Here is a 23,815-nt window from a genome sequence, read left to right as displayed (position 1 = left end):
GGGGCCTGCGGCGTTTTCCCGGGTCGACGGAAGGCGCGGGCGAAAGGGGTTGAGCGATGGCGGAGAGCACGGAGCGGGGCCCCGGCTGGAGCCTTCAGGCGAGTGCCGTGCCCGAGGGGGTGCGGCTGGAACTCGCCCTGGCCGACCTCGGCGGCGGGCCGGTCACCGCCGCGATCGTGCTGGACCGGGCCGAGGCCCGCGCCTTCGCGCGCGCCCTGCTGGCGGCGGCTGGGGATGCCGCCGAGCGCACCTTCCCGAAGCCGGGCACCTGAAACGGGATCAGCGCTGGGCCGGACCGGGGTTGCGTCCCGGCAGGCGCGGCACCACCGTTCCGCGCTTCTCGATCGGCGCATCGCACGCGTAGGCGAATTCGGATTTCAGCGGATCGAACACGGTCTCGCCGGTGATCCGGCACTCCTCGCGCACGGTCTCGTCGAGATAGACGCGGGCGGCCGTGCGGAAGCGCGACACTCGGGTCGCCCCCGGCTCCGGGTCGATCCGGACCTCGCTCAGGTTGCAGCCGGCATATTCCCGCAGGGCATTGGAGACGATCAGCATCCGCCGCAGCTGGCGATTGTCGTAGACCTCGTAGGGCTCCTTGCAGCCGATCGTCACCACCTGCGGCGTGAGCGCCACGTAGTTGCGCGAGATGTAGGCGAACCCGGTCGTGCAGCCGGCAAGCGCACCGCCCAGGAGGACGGCGCCAAGGGAGAGCCGGAGGAGCCCCGGAGCCGCGCGCTGTCGCATCCTCGTCATCCCCAGCCCGACACCGATCCGCCGCCCGTCCCGGCGGGATACCGGGCGCATTGAAACGGCTGCGCTTGCGCCGTCAACGGGTTTGTGCTCCGCCTTGTCCCAGCCGCGATCAGCGTAGCCATAACGTGCTTGCGGAACACTTGCGGAACGTTTAACCTGTTCGCGATTTGTTTCAGAGGCCGCCCCGGGGCGGCCCGTCAAGCCGCGAGGCCCCCGTCGATGCTCACGCGCAAGCAGCTGGACCTCCTGCGGTTCATCCAGAGCCGCATGCAGGAATGCGGTGTTCCCCCCTCCTTCGACGAGATGAAGGATGCGCTCGACCTCAAATCGAAGTCGGGCATCCACCGGCTGATCACGGCCCTTGAGGAGCGCGGCTTCCTGCGGCGCCTGCCGAATCGGGCCCGGGCGATCGAGGTGATCCGCATCCCCGAAAGCCTCGCACAGCCGGCGGCACCCGTTCCGGAGCCGCGGCGGTTCACGCCGAGCGTGGTGGAGGGCGGCAAGTCCAAGCAGCCGGCGGTACCGCCGCCGATGCCGGCAAGCGCCCGGATGATCGACGAGGCCGGCCGGGCGGTCTCGATCCCCGTCATGGGCCGGATCGCGGCCGGTACGCCGGTCTCCGCGATCCAGAATCAGAGCCATGCGATCACCCTGTCGCCGGACTTCCTCGCGGGCGGCGAGCACTACGCCCTGGAGGTGCGCGGCGATTCGATGGTCGAGGCCGGGATCCTCGACGGCGACCTCGTGGTGATCCGCAAGCAGGACACGGCCAATACCGGCGACATCATCGTGGCGCTGATCGACGATGAGGAGGCGACGCTCAAGCGCCTGCGCCGGCGTGGCTCCTCGATCGCCCTGGAGGCTGCAAACCCGGCCTACGAAACCCGCGTCCTCGGGCCCGACCGGGTCCAGATCCAGGGTCGGCTCGTCAGCCTCGTGCGCCGCTACTGAAGCGGCTCGGCCGGGGCGTCGGTCGCGGCGTCCGCCGGGGCCTGACGTGCCTGGGTCGAGGCCATGCCGCCGGCTGCCGCGACGGGGGGATCCGCGTCCGGTGGGGATCCGGTGGGCACAGGCTCCGGACGCCAGGGGACGGATCGGCCGTCGCCCCGGGCTGCATGGAGCGTGAACCCGGTCGCGTCGGCTCGTAGGGCGACGGCGCCGTGCGCCGCCAGCACCCGCCGGTCGATCACCAGCGGCCCCGTGCAGGTCGGCGGCGCCGTGAGGCCCGTGATCAGCACGGCCGCCCGGGCGCAATCCTCCGGGAAGGCGCGCCGGTCGCGGACCAGGGCGACCGGCCGTCCATCCGGAAGCAGGGCGGTGCAGCCGAGCCGGTCACAGCGGCCGCCCGGCGCCGCTCCGGATCCGCGTTCAAGCCGCCGCCCGTCGCCGTCCGCCTTCAGCCACTGTTCCAAGACGAAGCCCGAGGGGCTGCCGAGGATGGCAAGGCGGCCGTCCGGCCCGCGCAAAGCGGCCCCCCAACCCTGGCGGTCGACGTAGAGGTCGTGACGCTCCGGCTGGACCAGCAGGCCGAGCCCGAGCAAGGCTGGCGGCAGGGCGATCCAGCGAAGCCGCGAGACCGGGAGCGTCGCCAGCAGCAGGGCCACCGTCAGGGCGGCGAGGGCCCCGGTGCCGAAGGCCGGCACCACCAGGCTCGCGCGCTCGAACCCGGCGATCCAATGCGAGATCGCCAGCATGCCGCCCACCGCCTGCCCCATCAGCCACCAGACCGGTCGATCGAGGGCAAAGGGATAGGCCAGGCAACCGATCACCGCCGAGGGCATCACCACCAGCGAGACGAGGGGCAGCGTCAGGGCATTGCCGACGAGTCCGAAGGGCTGGATCGTCTGGAAGTGGTAGGTGGCGAAGGGCGCGGTGGCGATCTGCGCCACCAGCGTCGTCGCCAGGGTGCCGGTGACCGCCGACAGGCCGCTCCCGACGAGACGCCCGATCCGCCCGGCCCCGGGGCGCACGAACAGGCGCCCGTCGATCAGGCGCGCGCAGGCGATCAGCCCGGCGACCGTGCCGAACGACATCTGGAAGCTCGGCCCCAGCAGCCCCTCCGGCTCGCGGGCCAGCGCGATCAGGGTGGCCAGCGCGAGGTTGCGCATCGACAGGGCCGGACGGTCGGCCAGGATCGCGCCCAGCATGATCAGCGTCATGATCAGGGAGCGCTCGGCGGCGATGTCCCAGCCGGAGAACGCGCAGTAGGCGCTCACCCCCACCATGGCGAAGCCGGCCGCGATCTTCTTGATCGGCCAGAACAGGGCGCAGTGGGGGATCAGGGCGAGCAGCGCCCGCACCAGCCAGAACACCACGCCGGCGGCCAGCACCATGTGGAGGCCCGAGATCGAGACGACATGGTTGCGAGTTGGCCGGCATGAAAAGTTGGAGGCAGTCTGGTGTCTTAGCTCGGCATCTTTGCATCCAGCGAAATGCTTCAGGCCCGTTTGCCCGGGCAACGTGAGCGTCGCACGAACGCTGCGTTCACGCTGCGAGCTATCGAACCTGCTGCTCGGACCAGGCAGCCCAACTTCAACACGACGGGCGTGGCGGCAAGTTGGAACTGTACGCTACGCCTGTCGGATGTTCGACCTACCGACGTTGGTCCGGCCAGGGCAAACGACGGTTAGCCTTTCGACTTATCGTCCGTTGTCATCGAGTCTAAGACCACAAGGGCTTCGCGAAGCCGCTCACGGGCTTCCTCCACCCGGGCGAACGCAATCCGGTCCCTTCGCCCGGCGGAGGCGAGAAATGCTTCCAGCATTTCAGGGCAATGTTGGACAAGGCTGCGGAAATGATGGCCCCGCGGGGCGCAGGTTCCGGAGAACCAATTCTTTACGGTCCGCTCGCCGGCTCCGGTCCATCGTGCAACCTGCTTGACCGATGCCGGTCGTTCGCCCAGCGCACCTTTAAGCACCGTAGATACCATCGCGGTAAACGAGACCTCGTCTTTGCCCCGAATGAACTTGCCCGTCTTTGGAAAGGACATTCCACGCTCCTGTGCCTAGCTACGCCAAGACGCAGATTTTGGCCGGTGTCCCGGCTGCAAGGTTGCTAGGGAGCGGGGCGTGGGTCTGGGTAGGACAAGGGGGAACTCAGGAGACGCGGCCGCCCCAGCGGTCGCCTACGTGCGCATGTCGACCGATCTCCAGCGGTACTCGACCGAGAACCAGCTGGACCGCATCCGCCGCTTCGCTGAGGCTCGGGGTTTCGAGATCGTGAGAACCTACGAGGATGCCGGGCGCAGCGGCCTCACCATGGATGGACGCGAGGCGCTGCAGCGGCTGATGGCTGACGTCACGTCTGGCGCCCCCGATTTTCAGGCCATCCTCGTCTACGACGTGAGCCGATGGGGACGCTTCCAGGACGCAGATGAGGGGGCCTACCACGAACATGTATGCCGCCGCGCTGGCATCACCGTGCACTACTGCGCTGAGCAGTTCGACAACGACGGCAGCATCGGCTCCACTTTGCTAAAGGCGGTGAAGCGCGTGATGGCTGGGGAGTACAGCCGGGAGCTGTCAGTCAAGGTCTTCGCTGGCCAGTGCAGACTGGTCCAGCGCGGCTATCGGCAGGGCGGGATGGCTGGCTACGGCCTGCGGCGGCTCCTCGTCGACGAGCATGGGGGTGTCAAGGCCGAACTCACTCAAGGTGAGCGGAAGAGCCTTCAGACTGATCGCGTCGTCCTCGTCCCCGGCCCGGACGAGGAGGTGGCAACGGTACGGCGCATGTACTGCTTGTTCACGTCTGGCGTAGGCGAGCGCGAGATCGCGGATGGGCTCAACCGCGACGGGATTGCGACAGACCTTGGTCGCGTTTGGACGAGGGGCTCAGTTCACCAGGTACTTACGAACGCAAAATACGTCGGCGACAACGTTTTCAACCGCGTGTCCTGCAAGCTGAGGCAGCGCCGGACCGTGAACGACCCCTCGCTGTGGGTTGTAGCGAAGGGCGCCTTCACGCCCCTGGTAGAAGCCCATGTCTTCGAACGCGCCAGGGCAATCGTCGAAGAACGATGCCGCCGGTTCGATGATGGGGAACTGCTGGCGCTGCTGACGGAACTGCTACGCGCCACGGGGGCCCTTTCGAGCCTCGTCATCGACGAGCGCGACGACATGCCATCGAGCAGCGTCTATAGGCGCCGCTTCGGGAGCCTGCTGCGGGCCTACCGGCTTGTTGGCTACGCACCGGACCGCGACTACCGCTATCTAGAGGTCAACCGTCGCCTGCGCTCCCTTCACCCCGAAGTAGTTGCGATGATCGTGGCGGGGCTGGAAGGCGCAGGGGGCGAGGTCCTCCGCGATCCAGCGACAGATCTGCTTACGTGCAACGGCGAGTTCACCGCCTCGGTTGTGATCGCTCGGTATCAAGAGACCGCCGCCGGCTCTGCGCGATGGCGGATACGCCTTGATGCTGGCATCGCCCCCGACGTCACCGTCGCCGTGCGCATGGGGCCGGAGAACAGCGCGCCACTCGACTACTACGTCCTACCGCGCATCGACATGACGGAGCCGCGCCTGCGCCTTGCGGAGTGGAACGGGCTCTCGCTCGACGGCTACCGGTTCGACGACCTCGGATTCTTTTTCTCGCTGGCCGCCAGGGCCACGCTTACGGAGGCGGCATGATGGAGGAAGTGGTCAGCAGGCGGGTCGCCATGATCCCGATCGACAGGATCACGGTGCTTAATCCTCGTGCGCGCGAGAAGCGCAAATTTAGGGAAATCGTCGAGAACATCGGCGCAGTGGGCTTGAAGCGCCCGATAACCGTTACTCGCATTTCGTCGGGTAACGGATCCGAAGCCTACGGTGTCGTCTGCGGCGAGGGGCGCCTTAAGGCTTGCGTCGCCCTCGGGCAGACAGAGGTCGCTGCAGTGATTGTAGAGGCCAGCGAGCAGGATTGTCTGGTTATGAGCTTGGTTGAGAACTGCGCCCGGCGACAGCACCGCCCCGCAGACCTCCTCCACGACGTCGGAACCATGCGCAAGCGCGGCTACTCTGACGCTCAGATTGCGGTCAAGATCGGATGCACGCAGCAGTGGGTCAACATGGTTGGTGGCCTGATCGAGCGGGGCGAGGAACGCCTCCTTGCCGCGGTCGAGAACGGCGTCCTACCATTGAGTGTCGCCGCAGAGATCGCGCGGACCGACGAAGAGGGTATGCAAGGCCTTCTCACGCAGGCCTACGCTGAGGGGAAGCTATCTGGTGGCAAGCTCGTCAAGGTGCGCCGCCTCCTTGATGCACGTAGCAGACGGGGGCGTAAGGCTGATGACAACCCCTATGGCAAGAAGCAGCAGCCTCGGCGTCCAACCTCGACCGCCGCACTGCTACGCGTCTTCCAGCAAGAGGCCGACCGTCAGCGGGTCTTCGTAAAAAAGGCCGAGGTTACGCAGTCCCGGCTAATGTTCGTGGTCGAGGCCCTGCGTCAGCTCAAGGAGGACGGAAACTTCGTAACCCTACTCTGCACCGAACACCTCGACAGCATGCCGGCCGACCTCGACGCCCGCGTCTCCAGGAGGCTGGCATGAGCGCGGTCGAGAAACGGAACTTTATCCTGGGGTTCGAGCCCGAGTTGCTCGTCCTGCCAGTCGCCGCGCTGATGCCAGTAAAGACGCTGCGGCCAACGTTGAAGGCAAGCCACAAGTACGCTCAGATAGCCCAATCCATCCGGGAGATCGGCCTAGTGGAGCCGCCAGTCATCGCTCGCGATCCCGCAACCCCGGGCCGTTACCTCCTCCTCGATGGCCACCTTCGGGTGGAAATCCTCAAGGATGAGGGCAGGACCGACGTCGAGTGCCTTGTGTCTACGGACGACGAGGCTCTGACCTACAACCGTAGCGTCAATCGGATCTCACCGATGATGCAGCGAGCCATGATCCTGCGAGCCTTGGAGCGGGGCGTGCCAGAGGCGAAGATCGCCGCTGCCATGTCTCTGGAGGCGGGCAGCGTAAAGCGGCGCGTGAAGATGCTCGACGGCATCTGCGCCGAGGCCGTTTCGCAGCTCAACGATCGGCACTGTCCACTCTCGGTGTTCGACATCCTTCGGAAGATGAAGCCATTGCGCCAGATGGCTGCCGCCGAGTTGATGGTCCAGCACAACAATTTTAGCGTGGCCTACGCGTCCGCCATACTAGCTGGCACCCCGCTAGCGGATCTCGTAGTCGGGTCGAAGCCGACACCCAAAAATGTGACCCCGGCCGCGATGGCGCGGCTGGAGCGGGAGCTGGACAACCTGCAATCAGCCGTAGGCGAAGTGCAGGAGTCGTTCAGTCGAGACAACCTGCACCTGACGGTCGCCAAAGGATACCTGAAGAAGCTACTCGCTAACCGTTCGGTGTATCGATTTCTGACAGACAGCTATCCAGAACTCCTGGAGCAGTTCCAGACAATTGCGGACGTAACGTCGACCCTACCGGCAGATGCAGCCGCTTGAGGCCATCCAAGATATTACCACGTGGTAGATGCCGGCGGCGCGCAGCGCGTCGTTGGTGGCCGGGCCGATCAGCCCGCGCTTGCCGGTCACCAGAGCGGCTGCGACCGCCCCGGCCTGGCCGCCCTCGGCCTCGGCGATCCGGCGGGTCAGGACGTTGCGGGCCTCGTCCAGCAGCACGGCGAGGCGCAGGCGCAGGGGCGGCGGTTCCGCAGAGGCACGCACCGTCACCGCGCCGAGGAGCGAGCCGACCGCGCCGATCCCCTGAAAATACGCGTCCCGGGCGAAATCGTAGCCGCCGGGCCGGGCTGCCTCCGGGGGCGGCAGCAGCCGGGCGGTCGCCGTTATGGTCTCGCCGGGCCGCGGGATCGGCGTCTTGCGGAACGAGACCCGCACCCGGGCCGGCCGCGCCTCAGGCCCGAGCCCGGCAAAGCTCTCCACCCGGATCACCAGCCTCGCGCCGACCTCGCGCTCGTCGAGCGCCTCGACCGTCCCGATGAGCGGCCCGATCGTGGTCCGGGCCAGGATCGGCGCGGCCACCTGCGAGACCCGCCACGTCGCCGCCGCGAAGCCGAGGAACGCAAAGCCCGCCGCGAGCGCCAGCCCCATCGCCACCGGCCGCGCCCCCAGGAACGGCACGGGCGCCAGGGTCAGGGCCGCCCCGATCAGCGGCGCAGCCAGGAGCGGTGTGCCGTCGGTGGCGCCGAAATAGACGAGGATCCCGGCCCCGAACGCCACTGCCAGCCAGGGGAACAGGCGTCGCTGCTCGGTCTCCCGGGCCAGTCCCTCGACCACCCAGTGACGGAGGGCCGGCAGCGCAGGCGCGCGCGGCGCGGCGAGCGCGAGGGCGCCCCCCGTCAGCCTCGCGCCGATCCGCCGCATTGCCCCTGCCCCGATCCGCGCGACCTGTCGTCGACGGTCGGGCGATTCCCCGGCCAATTCTTAACGCATCCGCGGCCCCGTGCTACAGGCGCCGCTTCGTGCTACGGGCGCCCTGTCGAGCCCGCTCAAGTCGCGCTCACGCTTCCGCGCTTTCCGCCTCGCCCCGAACATACCGGACCGATGTCCTCAGCCGTCGTCACGCGCTTCGCCCCCTCGCCCACCGGCTACCTGCATATCGGCGGGGCCCGCACGGCTTTGTTCAACTGGCTCTACGCCCGCCACACCGGCGGCAAGATGCTGCTGCGCATCGAGGATACCGATCGGGAGCGCTCCACCAAGGGCGCGATCGACGCGATCCTGGACGGCCTCAGCTGGCTCGACCTCGACTGGGACGGGGACGTGGTGTTCCAGTTCACCCGGGCCGAGCGGCATCGTGCGGTCGCCGAGGAGCTCCTGGCCGCCGGCCGTGCCTATCATTGCTACGCCACCGCCGAGGAGCTCACGCAGATGCGCGAGACCGCCCGCGCCGAGGGCCGCGCCCCGCGCTACGACGGCCGCTGGCGCGACCGCGACCCCTCCGAGGCGCCGGCCGGCGTCAAGCCGGTGATCCGCCTGCGGGCTCCCGTCGAGGGCGAGACCGTGGTGGAGGATGCCGTCCAGGGCCGGGTGACCTGGGCCAACAAGGACCTCGACGACCTCGTGCTGCTGCGCTCGGACGGCACGCCGACCTACATGCTGGCCGTGGTGGTGGACGACCACGACATGGGCGTCACCCAGGTGATCCGCGGCGACGATCACCTCACCAACGCGGCGCGGCAGACCCAGATCTTCGCGGCGCTCGGCTGGGAGGTGCCGACGATGGCCCATATCCCGCTGATCCACGGGGCCGACGGGGCGAAGCTCTCGAAGCGCCACGGGGCCCTCGGCGTCGAGGCCTATCGCGACCTTGGCTACCTGCCGGCGGCGTTGCGCAATTACCTCGTGCGGCTCGGCTGGAGCCATGGCGACCAGGAGGTGTTTTCCACCGAGGAGATGATCGCGGCCTTCGATCTCGGCTCGGTCGGGCGCTCGGCGGCGCGATTCGACTTCGCCAAGCTCGCCAACCTCAACGGCCTCTATATCCGCGGCAGCGCCGATGCCGACCTCGTGGCGGCGATCGAGACGATCCTGCCGCAGGTCGGTCCCGAGCGCGGCCTGTCGGCGCCGCTGCCGTCGGACCTGAAGGCCAAGCTCACCCAGGCCATGCCGGGCCTGAAGGAGCGGGCCAAGACCCTGATCGAGCTCCTCGACAGTGCCTATTATCTCTACGCCCAGCGCCCGCTCGGTCTCGACGACAAGGCCCGCGCCCTCCTCTCCGACGAGGGCCGCGCGCGTCTCGCCGGTGTGAAGCCGAGCCTGGAAGCGCTGACCGATTGGAGCGCGGCCTCGACCGAGGGCGCCGTGCGCCAGTATGCGGAGGAAGCGGGCTGCAAGCTCGGGCAGGTGGCCCAGCCCCTTCGGGCCGCGCTCACCGGCCGGACCACCTCCCCGCCCCTGTTCGACGTGATGGCGGTGCTCGGCCGGGACGAAACCCTGGCTCGACTCGGCGATCAGGTGCCGCAGGGCTGAGAGGCCGGCAGCGCGGGTGGAACTGCGGGCTCCGGCCCGGATTTCGCTTGGTGGACTTCGTTTGACGAATTCGCTTGGCGTCGGGGTCCTGTTGTCACCGATCCCGTTGCTGCTGCAGTGCCGTTTGGGTAACCCATGCCTGTGAGCACCCGCAGCATAATGCGGGTGCTTGAGGCCCCCGGGGCCGATTCGGCTCAGCCCGAGTCCGGCACCCGCCACGTCGCCAGAGAAGGGTCCACGATCCATGAGCGCACCCAGCACCATCACCGTGGATGGCAAGACGATCGAATTGCCGGTGAAATCCGGCACGATCGGGCCGGACGTCGTCGATATCGGCAAGCTCTACGCCCAGACCGGCGCCTTCACCTTCGATCCGGGCTTCACCTCGACGGCGAGCTGCGAATCGAAGATCACCTATATTGACGGCGACGAGGGCGTGCTGCTCTATCGCGGCTACCCGATCGAGCAGCTCGCCGAGAAGGGCGACTTCCTCGAGACATGCTACCTGATGCTGTTCGGCGCCCTGCCGACCGCCGCCCAGCGGGCCGATTTCGAGTACCGGGTCACGCGCCACACCATGGTGCACGACCAGATGAACCGGTTCTTCACCGGCTTCCGCCGCGACGCGCACCCGATGGCCGTGATGGTTGCCTCGGTCGGCGCCCTCTCGGCCTTCTACCACGACTCGACCGACATCACGGACGAGAGCCAGCGGATGATCGCCTCGATCCGCATGATCGCCAAGATGCCGACGCTGGCCGCGATGGCCTACAAGTACTCGATCGGCCAGCCCTTCGTGTATCCGAAGAACGACCTCGACTACACCTCGAACTTCCTGCGGATGTGTTACGCAGTTCCGTGTGAAGAGTACGAGGTCAACCCGGTCTTCGCCAAGGCGCTCGACAAGATCTTTATCCTGCATGCCGACCACGAGCAGAACGCCTCGACCTCGACCGTGAGGCTCGCCGGCTCCTCGGGTGCCAACCCGTTCGCCTGTATCGCCGCCGGCGTCGCCTGCCTTTGGGGGCCGGCCCATGGTGGCGCCAACGAGGCGGCGTTGAAGATGCTGATGGAGATCGGCACGCCGGAGAACGTCGGCAAGTACGTCGCCAAGGCGAAGGACAAGAATGATCCGTTCCGCCTGATGGGCTTCGGCCACCGGGTCTACAAGAACTACGATCCGCGCGCCCGGATCATGCAGAACACCACCCACCAGGTGCTCAAGGAGCTCGGCAAGACCGACGATCCGCTGCTCCATGTCGCCATGGAGCTGGAGCAGATCGCCCTCAAGGACGAGTACTTCATCGAGAAGAAGCTCTACCCGAACATCGACTTCTACTCGGGCATCACCCTCAAGGCGATGGGCTTCCCGACCGACATGTTCACGGTGCTGTTCGCGGTGGCCCGCACGGTCGGCTGGATCGCCCAGTGGGCCGAGATGATCGAGGATCCCTCGCAGAAGATCGGCCGCCCGCGTCAGCTCTATGTCGGGCCGGCCCAGCGCGACTACGTGGCGGTGGACCAGCGCGGCTGAGGCGGGACCTGTCCCGGGATGTGACCTACGGGGCGGCCGAGAGGCCGCCCTTCGTGTTTGCGGGGGCGATCGAACGCCGGCTGCTCTATAGGCCACCCTACGACTGGGCGGCGATCCGCGCCTTCCTGGCCAAGCGGGCAATTCGCGGGGTCGAGACGGTTGAGGCTGACGGCCCGGCCTACGCGCGCACCGTGAGCTTGGCGGGGCGCCAGGGCATCCTCACGGTCCAGCCTGGGGACGACGGCCTGCGTGTCGGGCTCCGCGGCATCGATTCGGCCGACGGTCCGGCCGTTACCGCGCGCCTGCGCCGGCTGTTCGATTGCGACGCCGACCCGGCCGCCATCGCGGCCTGCCTCGCGGGGGATCCGGTCCTGGCACCGCTCGTGACCGCGCGGCCGGGCCTGCGGCTGCCGGGGGCGTGGGATCCGTTCGAGACTGGCTGCCGGGCGATCCTCGGCCAGCAGGTCTCGGTGGCCGCCGCGATCGGGCTCGCGGGCAAGCTGGTCGCGGTCTTTGGGACGCCGCTCGCCGAGCCTGTCGGCGGCTTGACCCACATCTTCCCGGCACCGGAAGCTCTCGTCGAGGCGGATGTCGCGCTGGCCCTGAACATGCCCCGCGCCCGCGGCGCGGCGATCCGGGCGCTGGCGGCGGCCGCGCTCGCCGACCCGGACCTGTTCGCCCCGGCCGAATCGCTGGAGGACGCGGTACTGCGCTTCACGGCGATCCGCGGGATCGGGCCGTCGACGGCGCAGTACATCGCCATGCGGGCGCTCAAGCTGCCCGACGCCCTGCCGGTGGGCGATGTCGGGCTGCTGCGGGCGCTGGAGACGGGTACCGGTCGCCCCAGTCCTGCGGAGCTTCTGGCACGGGCCGAGGCGTGGCGGCCCTACCGGGCCTACGCGGCGCAGCACCTCTGGGCGGCGGACGAGGCGGCCGTGAAGGGACGATGATCGCCTTCCATGATGTCGGAGCTGGCGTCTTTGCGAGCGGAGCGAAACAATCCAGCAGCGTCACGCTCACGATGTCGCGCTGCCCTGGGTCACTCCGCTCCGCTCGTGATGACGGAGGAACCGATCCGCCGGCTCATCACCATGGCTGTTTACGAGCTTATGGATGGCGCCCTGCACTGGTCGTGCGGGATGCGCCGCGGATCTCATGCCCATGACGACAGCCGAGTTCCTCCTCCTGCCCGCTGTCCCAAGTGGCGGTGGCGTGCTGGCCTTCGGCGCGCTCTGGCTCGATCACCGCTCACACTGAGACAGGATTTGTCCCACCCGCGCCCTCATCCTGAGGTTCCGGAGCGTAGCGGAGGCCTCGAAGGAGGCCTCCAGCCGGCCACGCGATCCCTGGAACCCTCCTTCGAGGCCCACTGACGCGGTCACTTCAGGATGGGCGCGCGGGTTGGAAGCCCGTCACCCGCCCCTCTGTCTTACCGCCCGAACCGCTCGAATTTCGGGAAACTCCGCGCCATCATCAGCCCGACCTCGGCGCGGTGGCCGAGCCACTTCTCCAGCACCTGGGCGTTGGCGAGCCGGCCCTCCGGCGACCCGTCCTGCCAGGGCAGGCCGTCGGCCAGCTTGAACACGTGCGCGTCCAAGAGCCCGCCGCTGCGGCAGCGCTGGAGCCGGACGCCCTTGCCGCGGGCGAGTTCGGCCACCTCGGAGATCGGGAAGATCAGGAGCAGCTTTTCCGTATTCACCACGGCCACGTGATCGCCGTCCGCCGGCACCAGCACGGCCGCTTTGGCCTCGCCATCGAGGCCGAGCACGCTCTTGCCCTTGCGGGTGTTGGCCACCAGCGCATCGGCGGGCGCCACGAAGCCGCGCCCGTCCGAGCCCACGATCAGCAGCTTGGTCTCCGGCCGGTAGGGCAACGCCGCCACGATCTCGGTGCCGTCGTCGAGGTCGGCCATCAGCCGCACCGGGTCGCCGAAGCCGCGCCCGCCCGGTAGCTTCGAGGCCTCCAGGGTGAAGACCTTGCCGTTCGAGGCGAGCAGCAGGATCTTCTGGGTCGTCTCGGTCGGGAAGGCGATCTTCAGGGTGTCGTCGCCCTTGAACGTCACGCCCGAGAGGTCGGCCACGTGGCCCTTCAGCGCCCGGATCCAGCCCTTGGTGGAGACGATCACGGTGATCGGCTCGCGCTCGACCAGAGCCGCGGTGAAGTCGATGCCGCCGACATCCGGCGGGCTCGCCAGCGTGGTGCGGCGCTTGCCGAGCTTGGTCTCGGGCCCGAAGGTCTTCTTCACGGCGCGGATCTGCGCCTGGATCGCCTTCCACTGCGCCGGCTCGGAGGCCAGCAGCGCGTCGATCTCGGCCTTCTCGGCGGTGAGCGCCTCGAACTCGCGCTTCAGCTCCATCTCCTCCAGCTTGCGCAGGGAGCGCAGGCGGGTGTCGAGGATGGCGTTGGCCTGAAGCTCGGTCAGCTCGAACCGGGCCATCAGGGCGGCCTTCGGCTCGTCCTCCTCGCGGATGATGCGGATCACCTCGTCGAGGTCGAGATAGACGATGAGCAACCCGCCCAGGATCTCCAGGCGCCGGTCGATCTGGCCGAGGCGGTAACGCGAGCGGCGCTGCAGCACCACCCGGCGGTGGTCGACCCATTCGCGCAGACACTCGACGAGCCCGATCACCTTCGGCACGAGCCCGCCGACCAGGACGTTGAGGTTCAGCGGGATCCGCGCCTCCAGCTCGGTGAGCCGGAACAAGGATTCCATCAGGATCACCGGATCGACCGTGCGCGAGCGCGGCTCCAGCACGACGCGCACGTCCTCGGCCGATTCATCGCGCACGTCGGCGAGCAGCGGCAGCTTCTTCTCCTGCAGAAGCTCGGCCATCTTCTCGATCAGCCGGCCCTTCGGGATGCCGTAGGGGATCTCGGTGACGACGATGTTCCACGTGCCGCGGCCGAGATCCTCCTTGTGCCATCGGGCGCGGACCCGGAAGGCGCCGCGGCCGGTCCGGTAGGCCTCGGCGACCGATTCGGCCGAGTCGATCAGGATGCCGCCGGTCGGGAAATCCGGCCCCTGCACGAACTTGGCGAGCTGTCCCGAGGTCGCCTCGGGATGGTTGATCAGGTAGAGCGCCGCGTCGCACAGCTCGGCGGCGTTGTGCGGCGGGATCGAGGTCGCCATGCCGACCGCGATGCCCTGGCTGCCGTTGGCCAGCAGGTTCGGGAAGGCCGCCGGCAGGACGATCGGCTCCTCCTTCTCGCCGTTATAGGAGGGCCGGAAATCGACCGTGTCCTCGTCGATCCCGTCGAGGAGGAGGCGCGCGACCTCGGAGAGCCGCGCCTCGGTGTAGCGGTAGGCGGCCGGGCCGTCGCCGTCGATGTTGCCGAAATTGCCCTGGCCGTCGACCAGCGGGTAGCGCTGGGCGAAATCCTGGGAGAGCCGGACCAGCGCATCGTAGATCGCCTGATCGCCGTGGGGATGGAAATCGCCCATCACGTCGCCGACGATCTTGGCGCACTTCTTGTGCGCAGTGTTCGGGTCGAGGCGCAGCAGCCGCATGCCGTACAGGATCCGCCGATGCACGGGCTTCAGCCCGTCGCGGGCATCCGGCAGCGCCCGGTGCATGATCGTGGAGAGCGCATAGGCGAGGTAGCGCTCCTCCAGCGCGGATTTCAGCTCGACGCTCTCGATCCCGTCGCCGGACGGCGGCTCGAAGGGCTGGCCCATGACGGCTCCTCAACTTCTCATCGACTGTGCCGACCTGGCCACCTGGCCAGGGCAAGGCGGAGCGTGGAATCCCGATGCGCCGTCCGCTGCCTTACGCATCTGGCGGCGCGAGGGATCGGGATTCCGGGCTTCGCCTGCGGCCCTTGACCAGCGGTCGGCGGTACGCAGAACATAGCGCGAACATTACCCGGCCTCGCGGCCGAGCGCAACGAATCGCGCCCGCTCCTCGGACGGTTCGAGGCCGCGCGGCCCCCAGACGTGCCGGTCGAGGAAGTACCCCGTCAAGGTAAACCCTTGCGCAACGCCGTCCGGGCCGGGGGATCCGCCGGCATGCAGGAAGGTCGGCAGCGCCAGCAGGCGGTCCCGGTAGGGCTCCCCCGCCGAGGCGCTGACCGCCCGGCCGCTCTTTGGCGAGACATAGGCCAGCGCATCGTTGCCGCCGGTGGCCGCGCAGGCGGTGAGATCAAGGCCGAAGCCGAGTTCCGACAGGATCGCCAGCTCGAACCGCACCATCAGGGGCGGCGCGATGGCCGGATCGTCGAGATGTTCGACGAGGATCCCGGCGGCCGCGTAGAGCTCCGGATGCGGGTCGCGCTCGGGCAAGAGCCGCAGCAGAGCCGCCAAGTGGCCAATGCCGTAGAGGGCGAGGCTCGATCCGATCAGCCGCGAAACCTGCGATTCAAGGGGCTCCACCGCGAAGGCGCCGAGGCCCTCGTCGAGGCGCGCGCGCCACGTGAGTCGGACCCGGTTGCCGGGCTGGAGCACGGGCTGCATCCGGCGCGAGCGCCCGCCATGCACGAGGCCGAGATGGCGCCCGTGGGATTCGGTCATCGCCTCCAGGATCACGCTGCTCTCCCCGTGCCGGCGCAGGCCGAGCACCAGGGCGTCGTCGGTCCATTGCATCGAGACTCGGGTCGCGGGGGTGAGAGGGGCGCTGTGCGCGGCGGGCGCGGTCCGCTTATATAGGCCTTCGCGCCGTCCGGCGCCGCCCGCGCGCTGTCCAGCCTCAGGCAGCCTCGGCCGGGTAACGATGGCCGATGCCGTTTCGTGCCGCCCTCGCTGTTGTGCTCGTCCTCATCGCCGCCGGGGCACAGGCTGCCCCACGGAAGGCGGCCGGCGCGGACGATGCCCCCTCCCCGGCCCTCCTCCAGCGGATCGCCGCCCTGGCGCTGAAGCAGGTCGAGTTCGGTTCGGTCTCGCTGCTGCCGGTGCGGTTCGAGGGCAGCCGCATCGCCGGGCCGATCGCGGATGGCGGCCGGGTGATCTATTGCGTGTCGGGCCACCTGTACGGCCGCACCTTCGGCAAGCCCGAGAAGCCGAGGGTGGCCTTGCGCTATCGGGACGACAGGCTCACGGTGCTCGACGACGACGAGGTCTGCACCGGGCATCGCACCCGTCCGTTTCCCGAACTCGACGCCCTGGGCAACGCCCGGTAACGCGGTCGCGTTGAGGAGCATGCCCCCTGAGCATCCCGTTGCCCGCCCCCTCGATCTCAGCCTCGACCTGATCGCCCGCGCCCATTCGGTCCCGGTGCCCGACGACCCGAACGCCCTCGCCGTGCTGTCGGACTCGGAGCTGCGCCCGGGCCTGGAGGAGATCGTCGCCGGCCGCGAGGGCGGCGCCGTCTGGGTCTTCGCCTACGGTTCGCTGATGTGGAACCCAGAATTCCCGGTGGCCGAGCGCCGGATCGGGACGGTGCGCGGGTTCCATCGCCGCTTCTGCCTGCTCCAGCGGCGCTTTCGCGGGACGCCGGAGCGTCCGGGATTCGTCCTGGCACTCGACCGCGGCGGCCTGTGCCGGGGCGTCGCCTTCCGCCTGCCCGATGCGGAGATCCGCGAGGCGCTGATGCCGGTCTGGCGGCGGGAGATGCGCGGCCGGGGCTACGTCGCCCGCTGGCTGCCGGTGGCTACCGAGGCGGGCCCGGTTCCGGCGCTGACTTTCCTGGCCAACCGCGCCAGCGACCGCTACGCCGGCCGCCTCTCGGATGCCGAGATCGCAGACAAGATCGCCGCCGCCTGCGGCCACAAGGGACCGAGCGCCGAGTATCTGTTCCGGACCGTGGAGGCCTGCGAGCGCTTGGGCATCCGTGACCGCCACCTCTGGAGCCTCCAGGCCCTGGTGGCCGAGCGGCTCAGGGCCTGCGTGCCGGGGGCGTGACGGCGCCCCTATCGATAGCTTGGCCGTCTTTGCGCGTGGCGAAGCAATCCAGTGTCGCGCGACGATTTCCGATCCCGCGCTGCCCTGGGTCGCTTCGCTGCACCCGCGATGACGGATCGGATCGACCGGTGGCTTCGCCCCGAGACGCGACGCGGCTCACGCCCAGGCGCGCTTCATCACGATGGCAACGCGCCCGCCGGCATGCTCCGCATCCGGGTTGCGCGGCTCGCGGATCCCGGGGGCGCGGCCGGTCGTGACGTAGACCACCAAAGTGAGGACGAGCAGGATCTTCGTGCGCATCGCGAGGCTCAAGCTTGAGCAGGCGTGCATAGGATCGATCGGTTTTTACGGAGTTGCTGCAACGCACACGGGTGCTGCCGCGGCGCAGTTCGCGTGAACGTGGTGAAGGAAGGGTTGCGGCGGAGCCGCGATCGTCTATGCCGCCGGCCCGGGATCTCCACGGATGAGGACAGGATGCGGCTTCGGATCGGCGTGGGCTTGGGCGTCGTGATCATTGCGGCCGCTTCCCTCCTCGCGGGACCGCTGAGCCGCGGCGCGCGGCTGTCCGACATCCTGACCGGGCGGGTTTCCCTGCTGCCGGGTGGCGACCGGGCCCCCGGCGGCAGCGCGGACCTCACCGGCGCCGCCGACCTGGGGACGGACCAGCGATCGGCGACCCTGCACGTCGCCTGCGATCCGGGCGGCACCGGCCTGTCGGCGGCGTTGACCGTGCCGCGCTTCACCGAGCTGGCGCCGCGCTTCGATTTCGCCGGCCTCGAAGGCACCGGCAGCGAGGCGCCGCTCACCGGTATCCTGGTCTCCAGCGCCGGCAGTGTCCGCTCCGTGCGCATGCCGGTGCAGGGATCGGCGACCGGGGCGGATTCGGGCTTCACCCTGACGGTGACGGGGGGCCGCCGGGGCGAGGATCCCCTGCGCGGAGTCGCGCTCGCGCTGTTGCAGCCCGGAACCAGGCTCACCTGGACGCAGGCGAGTCCCCGCTCGGGCGACCCGGCCCTGACGGCTCTGTTCACGCCCTCGGACAGCGACGCCGCCGCACTGAAGGCGGCGCTCGCGGGCTGCCTTGGAGCGCCGTTCTGATCCCCCCGCGGGGGCTGCGTCGCGTCAGGCGGTCGGGCCGATGCCCTCCACGGCGCGGATGCGCGGCACGGCGAAGTCCGTGAAGGCCCGCACCGCCGGGCGCATGTGGCGCACGGACGGATAGACCAGATAGGCGTCCGTCGAGCGCAGCGCGTAGTCCGGCAGCACCCGGACCAGACGGCCGGCGGCCAGATCCTCGGCGACCAGCAGGTGCTGAACCGGCCCCATCAATCGGCCCTCCCGCAGGGTCGCCAGCAGGATCTCGGCATTGTTGGTCCGCAGGGCCGGGCGGACCGGCACGCTCACCGTCTCGTCGCCGCGCTGGAGGACGAGGACGCAACGGGCGTCGATGGCCGCATTGGTCACGACGAAGTTGCCCTCGGCCAGTTGTGCGGGCGTCTCGATCGCCCCGGCCCGGGCCAGGTAGGTGGGGGCGGCGACGAGGATGCGGCGCACCCAGCCCAGCCGGCGCATCACGAGATCCTGCCGGGCAGGTCGTCCGTAACGGAGCGCGAGGTCGTAATCCTCATCCACGAGGTCCACCACCCGGCTGTCGAGAACCAGGTCGACCGTCAGCCGGGGATGCTGGGCCTGGAACGCCGCCACGATCGGGTGCAGGTGCTTGGCGCCGATGCAGGCGGGGGCGTGCAGCCGCAGCCGCCCCTCGACAAGCCCGGAACCGGTGCGTGCGTCCTCCAAGGGCGGCGTCGATCGCGGCGAGCGCCGGCTGGCTGGCGGCGTAGAGCCTCTGGCCCTGTGGCGTCGGCCGTACCATCCGGGCGGAGCGCTCCAGCAGCCGCGCCCCGACATGGGCCTCCAGGTTGCGTAGATGCTTGCTCACCGCCGGCTGAGACACCGTGAGATCGCGGGCCGCCGCGGTCATCGAGCCGCGCTCGAGGGTCCGGATGAAGGCGCGCAGGGCCAGGGTGAGATCCATGGATGCCATCCGGTTATGGGTGCAATCACCCCATAGCCGATGGACCTTGTGGCAGCGTGACGGTTCTCTGCGCCGTCCCGAAGCGCCGCGAGATCCTTGCACCGATGACCCTGACCCGCCGCAGCCTGCTTGCCGGCACGCCCCTCCTCGTGGCCGGCTGCGTCACCCGCGAGCCGCCAGCCGTGGCCGATCTGCGCCCGCCGGTCGATCCCGCCTACACGGCCCTCTACGCCGCCCTCGACAGCGAGCCCTTCCCGGTGCCGGCGGTGGATCTGTCCGGCATCGATCCGCGCTTTCTGCGCCGGGAGGTCGCCTACGCCACGGCCGAGCCGCCCGGCACGATCGTGGTCGATCCGGCGGGGCGCCACGCCTATCTCGTACGGGCGGGCGGGCGCGCGATCCGCTACGGGGTCGGGGTCGGCCGGGAGGAGGCGTTCAACTTCCAGGGCGCGGCCACCATCGCCCGCAAGGCCGAATGGCCGCGCTGGACGCCGACGCCCGCGATGATCAAGCGCGAGCCAGACCGCTACGGCCCCTATGCCGGCGGCCTGCCGGGCGGGGCCGGCAACCCCCTCGGGCCGCGGGCGCTCTACCTCTACCGGGACGGGCGCGACACGCTCTACCGTCTGCACGGCACCACGGAGCCGCACACGATCGGCACGATGGTGTCCTCGGGCTGCGTCCGGTTCCTGAACCAGGACATCATCGACCTGTATGCGCGGGTGCCGGTGGGGAGCCGGGCCGTGGTGCTGGCTCCGATTGGGCGCGAGCGGGACGTTTGACGGCCGGACAGGGCGGTGTGTCGGTCTGGCCGCGCGACGCTCCATGCCCGGGCCAGGGTCGAGGCTTTTGGGGTTGCGGCGTCCAAGCCTGATCGACTGGTCTACGGGGCCCCGCGACGGCTTCCGGTATGAAGCCCGGTCGCGGAGGCGGCCTTGCGCCGTTCAGGCACCGCCGCGCGGCCAGCACCGGGTTGCCGAGAACCGGATCTTTACCGTGATCTGCCTATTTCGTCGCGGACGATGGCGTCCGCAGAGCCGCCGCGGGCGGCGACCGGAAAGGGACGCGTCGCGACGGTGCCGGTGGGACGACCGATCAGGAGCGCGGCGGCGACCGCGGGCTTCACCCTTGTCGAGATGCTGGTGACCCTGGCGATCCTCGGCCTCGCGGCCGGACTCGCCCTCCAGTTCGCCGGGGGCTTCGGCGCCGGGCGGCACGCCCAGCGCCTGTCGGAGGTGATCGCCGGAGAGATCGGCCTCCTCCGGGCAGAGGCGCTCCGGTCCGGGCTGACCACGCGCCTCGCCTTCGATGCCGACTCCGGCCGGTTCCTCAGCTCCCGGGCGGGCGCGGTCCAGATGCCGACCGCGCCGCTGCCGGTCCGCATCGAGACCACCGAGACCGGGGGCAAGCCCGCCGAGATCCGCTTCCGGCCGGATGGCGGCTCCAGCGGCGGCCGCATCATCCTCGGCCCGCCCGGAGGCGTGGTCCTGACGATCGGCACCCTGACCGCCCGCGTCGGCCGGGAGGCGGCCCGGTGAACGATCCGAAGCCCGGCCGGGAATCCGGCGGCGAGGACGGCTTCACGCTCGTCGAGGTGCTGGTGGCCTTCGCCATCGCCGCCCTCGGGATCCTTCTCGCCCTGCAGATCGCCGGCGAGGCCACGCTCGGCCTGCGCCGCGTCGCGGCCTTGCGCATTGAGGCCGATGAGGCCGAGGGCGTCTGCCTGCGGCGGATCGCGGACGGTGCGCTGGCGCCCGCCACCGTCGCGGGGCGCTTCTCCAACGGGCGGCCGTGGACGCTCACCGTCAGCGACAGCCGCCCGGCGCTCCCGGCGCACGGCGGGCCGCCGCTGTGGCGCATCCGGCTGACCCGCGGCGGGCCGGATGGCGCGACGCTGTACACCACCCTGGTCCCGGGCAAGCCCGATGCCTGACCACGGTCCCGAGACCGGCCGGGGGGGCTTTGCCCTGGTGGAGATGCTGGTCGCCCTGGCGCTGGCCGCCCTCGTGGCCCTGCTGCTGGTCGAGGCCGTGCGGGTTGCGGGCCGAACCGCCACCGCGGTTGCGGCGGCGGGCAAAGCCGACCACGTCCAGTCGGTCCGCGATCACCTGCGCCGGACCCTCGGGAGCCTCGCGAGCCGCCGTCTGGACGGTTCGCGGCCGGTCCTGCGGGGCGGGCCGGATTCCCTCTGGGCGGCGCTCGCCCCCGACCGGGCCCTCGAGCGGCCGGTGGAGCTCGCGATCTCCCTCACCGGCGCGCCGCGGCCCGACGGCCTTACCGACATCGTCGAGTCCCGGGTCCCGCTGGAGACCGGGCCGGACCGGACGGCGCGGTCCGAGATCCTGCTGGAGGGGGTCTCCGGCCTCGCCATCCGGTATCTCGGATCCCCCGCCGAGCGGATGCCCGCGACGTGGCTGACGGCGTGGACGCGGCCGGACCGCCGGCCCGACCTCGTGGAGATCCACATCGCCTTCGGACCGGCGGATCGGCGGCGCTGGGTCCCCCTGGTCATCACCCTCGGTGACCGCCCATGAGCCGCCGGGCCGACGACGAAGACGGCTTCGTGCTCGTCTCGGTGGTGATGGTGCTGGCCGCCGTCAGCGCGCTCCTGGCCGCGGCGATCCTCCAGATGCGGACGAGTGCGGTGCTGGCTCGGACGCGATCCGACCTGCTGCAGCTCCAGGGCCTGGCCGACGGGATCGCCCGGCTGATCGCCTACGACCTCGCCGTGGGGCGGACCTACCGGCTCGTGGGTTTGACGCTTCCGGAGGACGGGCGTGTCGTGGCCTGCCCGCTCTCGGAGCAGCGCACGGCCTTCCTGTCCATCGAGGATCAAGGCCTGCTGATCGACCTCAACCGGACTCCGCGGCCCGCCCTTGAGGAGGCGTTCCGCGCCCTCGGTGTGCCGGACCGGACGGCCCTCGCCCTCGGGGCGGAGATCGTCGATTACCGGGATCCCAACGACATCCCCGAGGCGAACGGCGGGGCAGAGCTGGCGCAGTACCAAGCCCGCGCGCTGCCGTACGGCCCGCGCAACGGCCCGTTTCTCAGCACGGACGAGATCGGGCGGCTCCCGTCGATGACCGCCGGGATCGCGGCCCGGCTCCAGCCGGCGCTGACGGTCTACAACGAGGCCGGCACGTTCGACCTCGCGGCCCTGGTGCGGCGATTGCAGCCGACGGCGGCCCCGGCGCGACCGGAGGGGCACCCGCGCATCCCGTCCCCGCGCCAGTATTTCCGCCTGTCCGTGACAGTGGTGCAGGGTACCACGCGGGCCGGCCGGAGGGGCGTCTACGCCCTCGGCGGCACGCGGACCGGAACCGATTTCCTGGTCTGGCAGCCGGGCGTCGCGGACCTTCCCGGGCCTGCGGCCGATCATCCGGCCTGCCCGGCCATTCGCGCCGCCCTCGCAGGGCCATAGGGGCCTCCGAGCGATGGAGTGTCGTTCGGGAGCCCGGACTGTTCCGGCCTCCGCGACCCCGCTCCACACCCGTCAAGCTGCGGGAGAGATCCAGGGGCATGGCTTTGCGCCGGATCCGCGCCGGCCCTTTTTCCGGGCGCGTCCAGCGTCAGCGGAATGCGACCCGGACGCCAGCCCCGACGTCGCGAAGCGGCCGTCTGGTTCGACCTGAGCCGCCAACGCGGCGCTCTGTGTGCTGGATGCCGGATCAGGTTCCGCTGGCGCTCCACCCGTCCGGGACAGGGCGCGCACCATGATTCCGGTGCTTGGCTCAACAGCTTGAAAGCGCTGGGCCATGCCCCTGGGTTCTTAGGTGCGGCCTCCCCGCCGAACCGGCCTCCGCTTCGGCGGGGGCGCCCTCAGAGCTTCGCGCCGTTCGCGCTGAAGGTCTGGTCGGCCGCGCCGTTGCAGGTCCAGCCCACGATACCGCTGCCCGCCGGCAGCGCGGCCCCGTACACGCTGATGCAAAAGCTGTTGTAGGCCGAGACCAGGGCGTTGCCCGTGCCCTGCGGGCTCAGCTTCCACGCTTGGTTGGTGCCACCGTGGCAGGTGTACTGGAAGACCTGCACGCCGGGATTGACCGGCTGACTGCCCAGGCTGAGGTCGAGGCACTTGCCGGAGGCCGCGTTGACGTAGCTCATGCCACCATTGCTCGCCGTCCCGCGCCACAGCTGCTCGACGGCGCCCGTGCAGGGCTGCTGGGTCACCGGGCCCATGTCGGACGTGTCGCCGGCCGCCACCGAGAGGCACAGGCCGGAATGCGCCGCGACGAGGGGCTGGCTGAGGCCGAGGAAGGTCTGGTCGGCCGCGCCGTTGCAGGTCCAGCCCACGATGCCGCTGCCGGCCGGCAGCGCGGCCCCGTACACGCTGACGCAGAAGCCGTTGTAGGCCGAGATCAGGGCGTTGCCCCCACCCTGCGGGTTCAGCTTCCACGACTGGTTGATGCCGCCGTTGCAGGTGTACTGGAAGACCTGCACGCCGGGATCGACCGGCAGTTTGCCCAGGCTGAGGTCGAGGCACTTGCCGGAGGCCGCGTTGACGTAGCGCGCGCCGCTGCTGCCCGGTGTCCGGCGCCACAGCTGCTCGGCGGCGCCCGTGCAGGGCTGCTGGGTCACCGGACCCATGTCGGTCCTGTCGCCGGCCGCCACCGAGAGGCACAGGCCGGAATGGGCCGCCTTCAGGAGGTCGCCGGTGGAGCCGCCCTGGCCCGTTCCGCCGGCCGTTCCCGTGCCGCCGGTGCCGGTGGTGCCGCCGCCGGTTCCGATGCCGCCAGTCCCGGTT

At 69.9% G+C, this 23,815-nt stretch carries 23 protein-coding genes and 3 pseudogenes; 16 read left to right on the top strand and 10 right to left on the bottom strand.

What is annotated here, in order from left to right:
* The first annotated feature begins 56 nt into the window (after positions 1 to 56).
* Complete coding sequence (locus MKK88_RS20920) at positions 57 to 272, top strand: hypothetical protein (RefSeq protein ID WP_244003098.1); 216 nt, start codon at positions 57 to 59, stop codon at positions 270 to 272.
* Between the two features lie 7 nt (positions 273 to 279).
* Here the strand turns inward: MKK88_RS20920 and MKK88_RS20915 are convergent, their stop codons facing one another.
* On the bottom strand, positions 280 to 747 hold the full coding sequence (locus tag MKK88_RS20915) for a hypothetical protein (RefSeq protein ID WP_244003096.1): 468 nt from the start codon (positions 745 to 747) through the stop codon (positions 280 to 282).
* A 228-nt stretch (positions 748 to 975) separates the two neighbouring features.
* Between MKK88_RS20915 and lexA the strand changes: the two genes are divergently transcribed.
* Entirely contained in the window at positions 976 to 1,707 is a 732-nt protein-coding gene (gene lexA, locus MKK88_RS20910) for a transcriptional repressor LexA (protein WP_244003094.1), read from the top strand.
* On the opposite strand, the pseudogene MKK88_RS20905 reads toward lexA, so the two are convergent.
* Both MKK88_RS20905 and MKK88_RS20900 read right to left on the bottom strand, forming a co-directional pair.
* Positions 1,701 to 3,116 (bottom strand): annotated as a pseudogene (locus MKK88_RS20905) (ComEC/Rec2 family competence protein); the annotation flags it as partial. The gene lexA and the pseudogene MKK88_RS20905 overlap by 7 nt on opposite strands.
* A gap of 266 nt (positions 3,117 to 3,382) precedes the next feature.
* Complete coding sequence (locus MKK88_RS20900) at positions 3,383 to 3,745, bottom strand: hypothetical protein (RefSeq protein ID WP_244003092.1); 363 nt, start codon at positions 3,743 to 3,745, stop codon at positions 3,383 to 3,385.
* Positions 3,746 to 3,824: 79 nt separating this feature from the next.
* Here MKK88_RS20900 and MKK88_RS20895 point away from each other — a divergent pair, with 79 nt between their 5' ends.
* The 3 genes from MKK88_RS20895 to MKK88_RS20885 are packed head-to-tail and all read left to right on the top strand — an operon-like array spanning position 3,825 to position 7,185.
* Positions 3,825 to 5,381, top strand: a complete 1,557-nt coding sequence (locus MKK88_RS20895) for a recombinase family protein (RefSeq protein ID WP_313902338.1) — start codon at positions 3,825 to 3,827, stop codon at positions 5,379 to 5,381.
* A complete protein-coding gene (locus MKK88_RS20890) occupies positions 5,378 to 6,280 on the top strand; it encodes a plasmid partitioning protein RepB C-terminal domain-containing protein (protein ID WP_313902337.1) in 903 nt (300 codons plus the stop codon). The genes MKK88_RS20895 and MKK88_RS20890 overlap by 4 nt, the downstream gene beginning before the upstream one ends.
* Positions 6,277 to 7,185 carry a plasmid partitioning protein RepB C-terminal domain-containing protein gene (locus MKK88_RS20885; RefSeq protein ID WP_244003088.1) on the top strand — a complete coding sequence of 303 codons (909 nt, stop codon included), beginning with the start codon at positions 6,277 to 6,279 and terminating at the stop codon, positions 7,183 to 7,185. Before MKK88_RS20890 ends, MKK88_RS20885 begins: the two co-directional genes overlap by 4 nt.
* A gap of 15 nt (positions 7,186 to 7,200) precedes the next feature.
* Here MKK88_RS20885 and MKK88_RS20880 read toward each other — a convergent pair.
* Positions 7,201 to 8,064: pseudogene (locus MKK88_RS20880) on the bottom strand (ComEC/Rec2 family competence protein); the annotation flags it as partial.
* A 180-nt stretch (positions 8,065 to 8,244) separates the two neighbouring features.
* On the opposite strand from MKK88_RS20880, the gene gltX reads away from it, so the two are divergent.
* From gltX to MKK88_RS20865, 3 genes are all read left to right on the top strand, one after another.
* Positions 8,245 to 9,672 carry a glutamate--tRNA ligase gene (gene gltX / locus MKK88_RS20875; RefSeq protein WP_244003086.1) on the top strand — a complete coding sequence of 476 codons (1,428 nt, stop codon included), beginning with the start codon at positions 8,245 to 8,247 and terminating at the stop codon, positions 9,670 to 9,672.
* Positions 9,673 to 9,916: 244 nt separating this feature from the next.
* Complete coding sequence (gene gltA, locus MKK88_RS20870; protein WP_244003084.1) at positions 9,917 to 11,206, top strand: citrate synthase; 1,290 nt, start codon at positions 9,917 to 9,919, stop codon at positions 11,204 to 11,206.
* A gap of 20 nt (positions 11,207 to 11,226) precedes the next feature.
* Positions 11,227 to 12,156, top strand: coding sequence for a DNA-3-methyladenine glycosylase family protein (locus tag MKK88_RS20865; protein ID WP_244003082.1), 930 nt, complete (start codon positions 11,227 to 11,229; stop codon positions 12,154 to 12,156).
* Positions 12,157 to 12,635: 479 nt separating this feature from the next.
* On the opposite strand, the gene parC is transcribed toward MKK88_RS20865, so the two are convergent.
* Both parC and recO read right to left on the bottom strand, forming a co-directional pair.
* Positions 12,636 to 14,882 carry a DNA topoisomerase IV subunit A gene (gene parC, locus MKK88_RS20860; RefSeq protein ID WP_244003080.1) on the bottom strand — a complete coding sequence of 749 codons (2,247 nt, stop codon included), beginning with the start codon at positions 14,880 to 14,882 and terminating at the stop codon, positions 12,636 to 12,638.
* A 183-nt stretch (positions 14,883 to 15,065) separates the two neighbouring features.
* Positions 15,066 to 15,785: a DNA repair protein RecO gene (recO, locus tag MKK88_RS20855; protein WP_244003078.1), complete on the bottom strand. Its 720-nt coding sequence runs from the start codon at positions 15,783 to 15,785 to the stop codon at positions 15,066 to 15,068.
* 134 nt (positions 15,786 to 15,919) lie between these two features.
* Between recO and MKK88_RS20850 the strand changes: the two genes are divergently transcribed.
* Both MKK88_RS20850 and MKK88_RS20845 read left to right on the top strand, forming a co-directional pair.
* Entirely contained in the window at positions 15,920 to 16,318 is a 399-nt protein-coding gene (locus tag MKK88_RS20850) for a hypothetical protein (RefSeq protein WP_244003076.1), read from the top strand.
* A gap of 19 nt (positions 16,319 to 16,337) precedes the next feature.
* Complete coding sequence (locus MKK88_RS20845; protein WP_244003074.1) at positions 16,338 to 17,039, top strand: gamma-glutamylcyclotransferase; 702 nt, start codon at positions 16,338 to 16,340, stop codon at positions 17,037 to 17,039.
* Between the two features lie 156 nt (positions 17,040 to 17,195).
* On the opposite strand, the gene MKK88_RS20840 is transcribed toward MKK88_RS20845, so the two are convergent.
* Positions 17,196 to 17,339: a hypothetical protein gene (locus MKK88_RS20840; protein ID WP_167627684.1), complete on the bottom strand. Its 144-nt coding sequence runs from the start codon at positions 17,337 to 17,339 to the stop codon at positions 17,196 to 17,198.
* Between the two features lie 174 nt (positions 17,340 to 17,513).
* Here MKK88_RS20840 and MKK88_RS20835 point away from each other — a divergent pair, with 174 nt between their 5' ends.
* Positions 17,514 to 18,137 carry a hypothetical protein gene (locus tag MKK88_RS20835; RefSeq protein WP_244003072.1) on the top strand — a complete coding sequence of 208 codons (624 nt, stop codon included), beginning with the start codon at positions 17,514 to 17,516 and terminating at the stop codon, positions 18,135 to 18,137.
* A gap of 24 nt (positions 18,138 to 18,161) precedes the next feature.
* Here the strand turns inward: MKK88_RS20835 and MKK88_RS20830 are convergent, their stop codons facing one another.
* Both MKK88_RS20830 and MKK88_RS34120 read right to left on the bottom strand, forming a co-directional pair.
* A complete protein-coding gene (locus tag MKK88_RS20830; RefSeq protein WP_313902336.1) occupies positions 18,162 to 18,836 on the bottom strand; it encodes a substrate binding domain-containing protein in 675 nt (224 codons plus the stop codon).
* Positions 18,837 to 18,945: 109 nt separating this feature from the next.
* Positions 18,946 to 19,020, bottom strand: a pseudogene (locus tag MKK88_RS34120) (LysR family transcriptional regulator); the annotation flags it as partial.
* A 158-nt stretch (positions 19,021 to 19,178) separates the two neighbouring features.
* Here MKK88_RS34120 and MKK88_RS20825 point away from each other — a divergent pair.
* The 5 genes from MKK88_RS20825 to MKK88_RS20805 all read left to right on the top strand — a co-directional run bounded on the left by MKK88_RS20825 (position 19,179) and on the right by MKK88_RS20805 (position 22,495).
* Complete coding sequence (locus MKK88_RS20825; protein WP_244003124.1) at positions 19,179 to 19,856, top strand: L,D-transpeptidase; 678 nt, start codon at positions 19,179 to 19,181, stop codon at positions 19,854 to 19,856.
* A 300-nt stretch (positions 19,857 to 20,156) separates the two neighbouring features.
* The gene (locus tag MKK88_RS20820; RefSeq protein WP_244003070.1) at positions 20,157 to 20,612 is read left to right on the top strand and encodes a Tfp pilus assembly protein FimT/FimU; all 456 of its coding nucleotides are present in this window, start codon (positions 20,157 to 20,159) and stop codon (positions 20,610 to 20,612) included.
* Positions 20,609 to 21,007, top strand: a complete 399-nt coding sequence (locus tag MKK88_RS20815; RefSeq protein ID WP_244003068.1) for a prepilin-type N-terminal cleavage/methylation domain-containing protein — start codon at positions 20,609 to 20,611, stop codon at positions 21,005 to 21,007. The genes MKK88_RS20820 and MKK88_RS20815 overlap by 4 nt, the downstream gene beginning before the upstream one ends.
* The gene (locus tag MKK88_RS20810) at positions 21,000 to 21,608 is read left to right on the top strand and encodes a prepilin-type N-terminal cleavage/methylation domain-containing protein (protein ID WP_244003066.1); all 609 of its coding nucleotides are present in this window, start codon (positions 21,000 to 21,002) and stop codon (positions 21,606 to 21,608) included. Before MKK88_RS20815 ends, MKK88_RS20810 begins: the two co-directional genes overlap by 8 nt.
* Positions 21,605 to 22,495 carry a general secretion pathway protein GspK gene (locus MKK88_RS20805; protein ID WP_244003064.1) on the top strand — a complete coding sequence of 297 codons (891 nt, stop codon included), beginning with the start codon at positions 21,605 to 21,607 and terminating at the stop codon, positions 22,493 to 22,495. Before MKK88_RS20810 ends, MKK88_RS20805 begins: the two co-directional genes overlap by 4 nt.
* A 398-nt stretch (positions 22,496 to 22,893) precedes the next feature.
* Here the strand turns inward: MKK88_RS20805 and MKK88_RS20800 are convergent.
* On the bottom strand, positions 22,894 to 23,815 hold a 922-nt coding region (locus MKK88_RS20800; protein ID WP_244003063.1), incomplete at its 5' end, for an RICIN domain-containing protein.

Origin of the sequence: Methylobacterium sp. E-005, from assembly GCF_022829725.1 — a bacterium.
Lineage (GTDB): Bacteria > Pseudomonadota > Alphaproteobacteria > Rhizobiales > Beijerinckiaceae > Methylobacterium.
The sequence above is the reverse complement of the archived record's forward strand: the minus strand, read 5'-3'. Positions and strand labels throughout refer to the sequence as shown.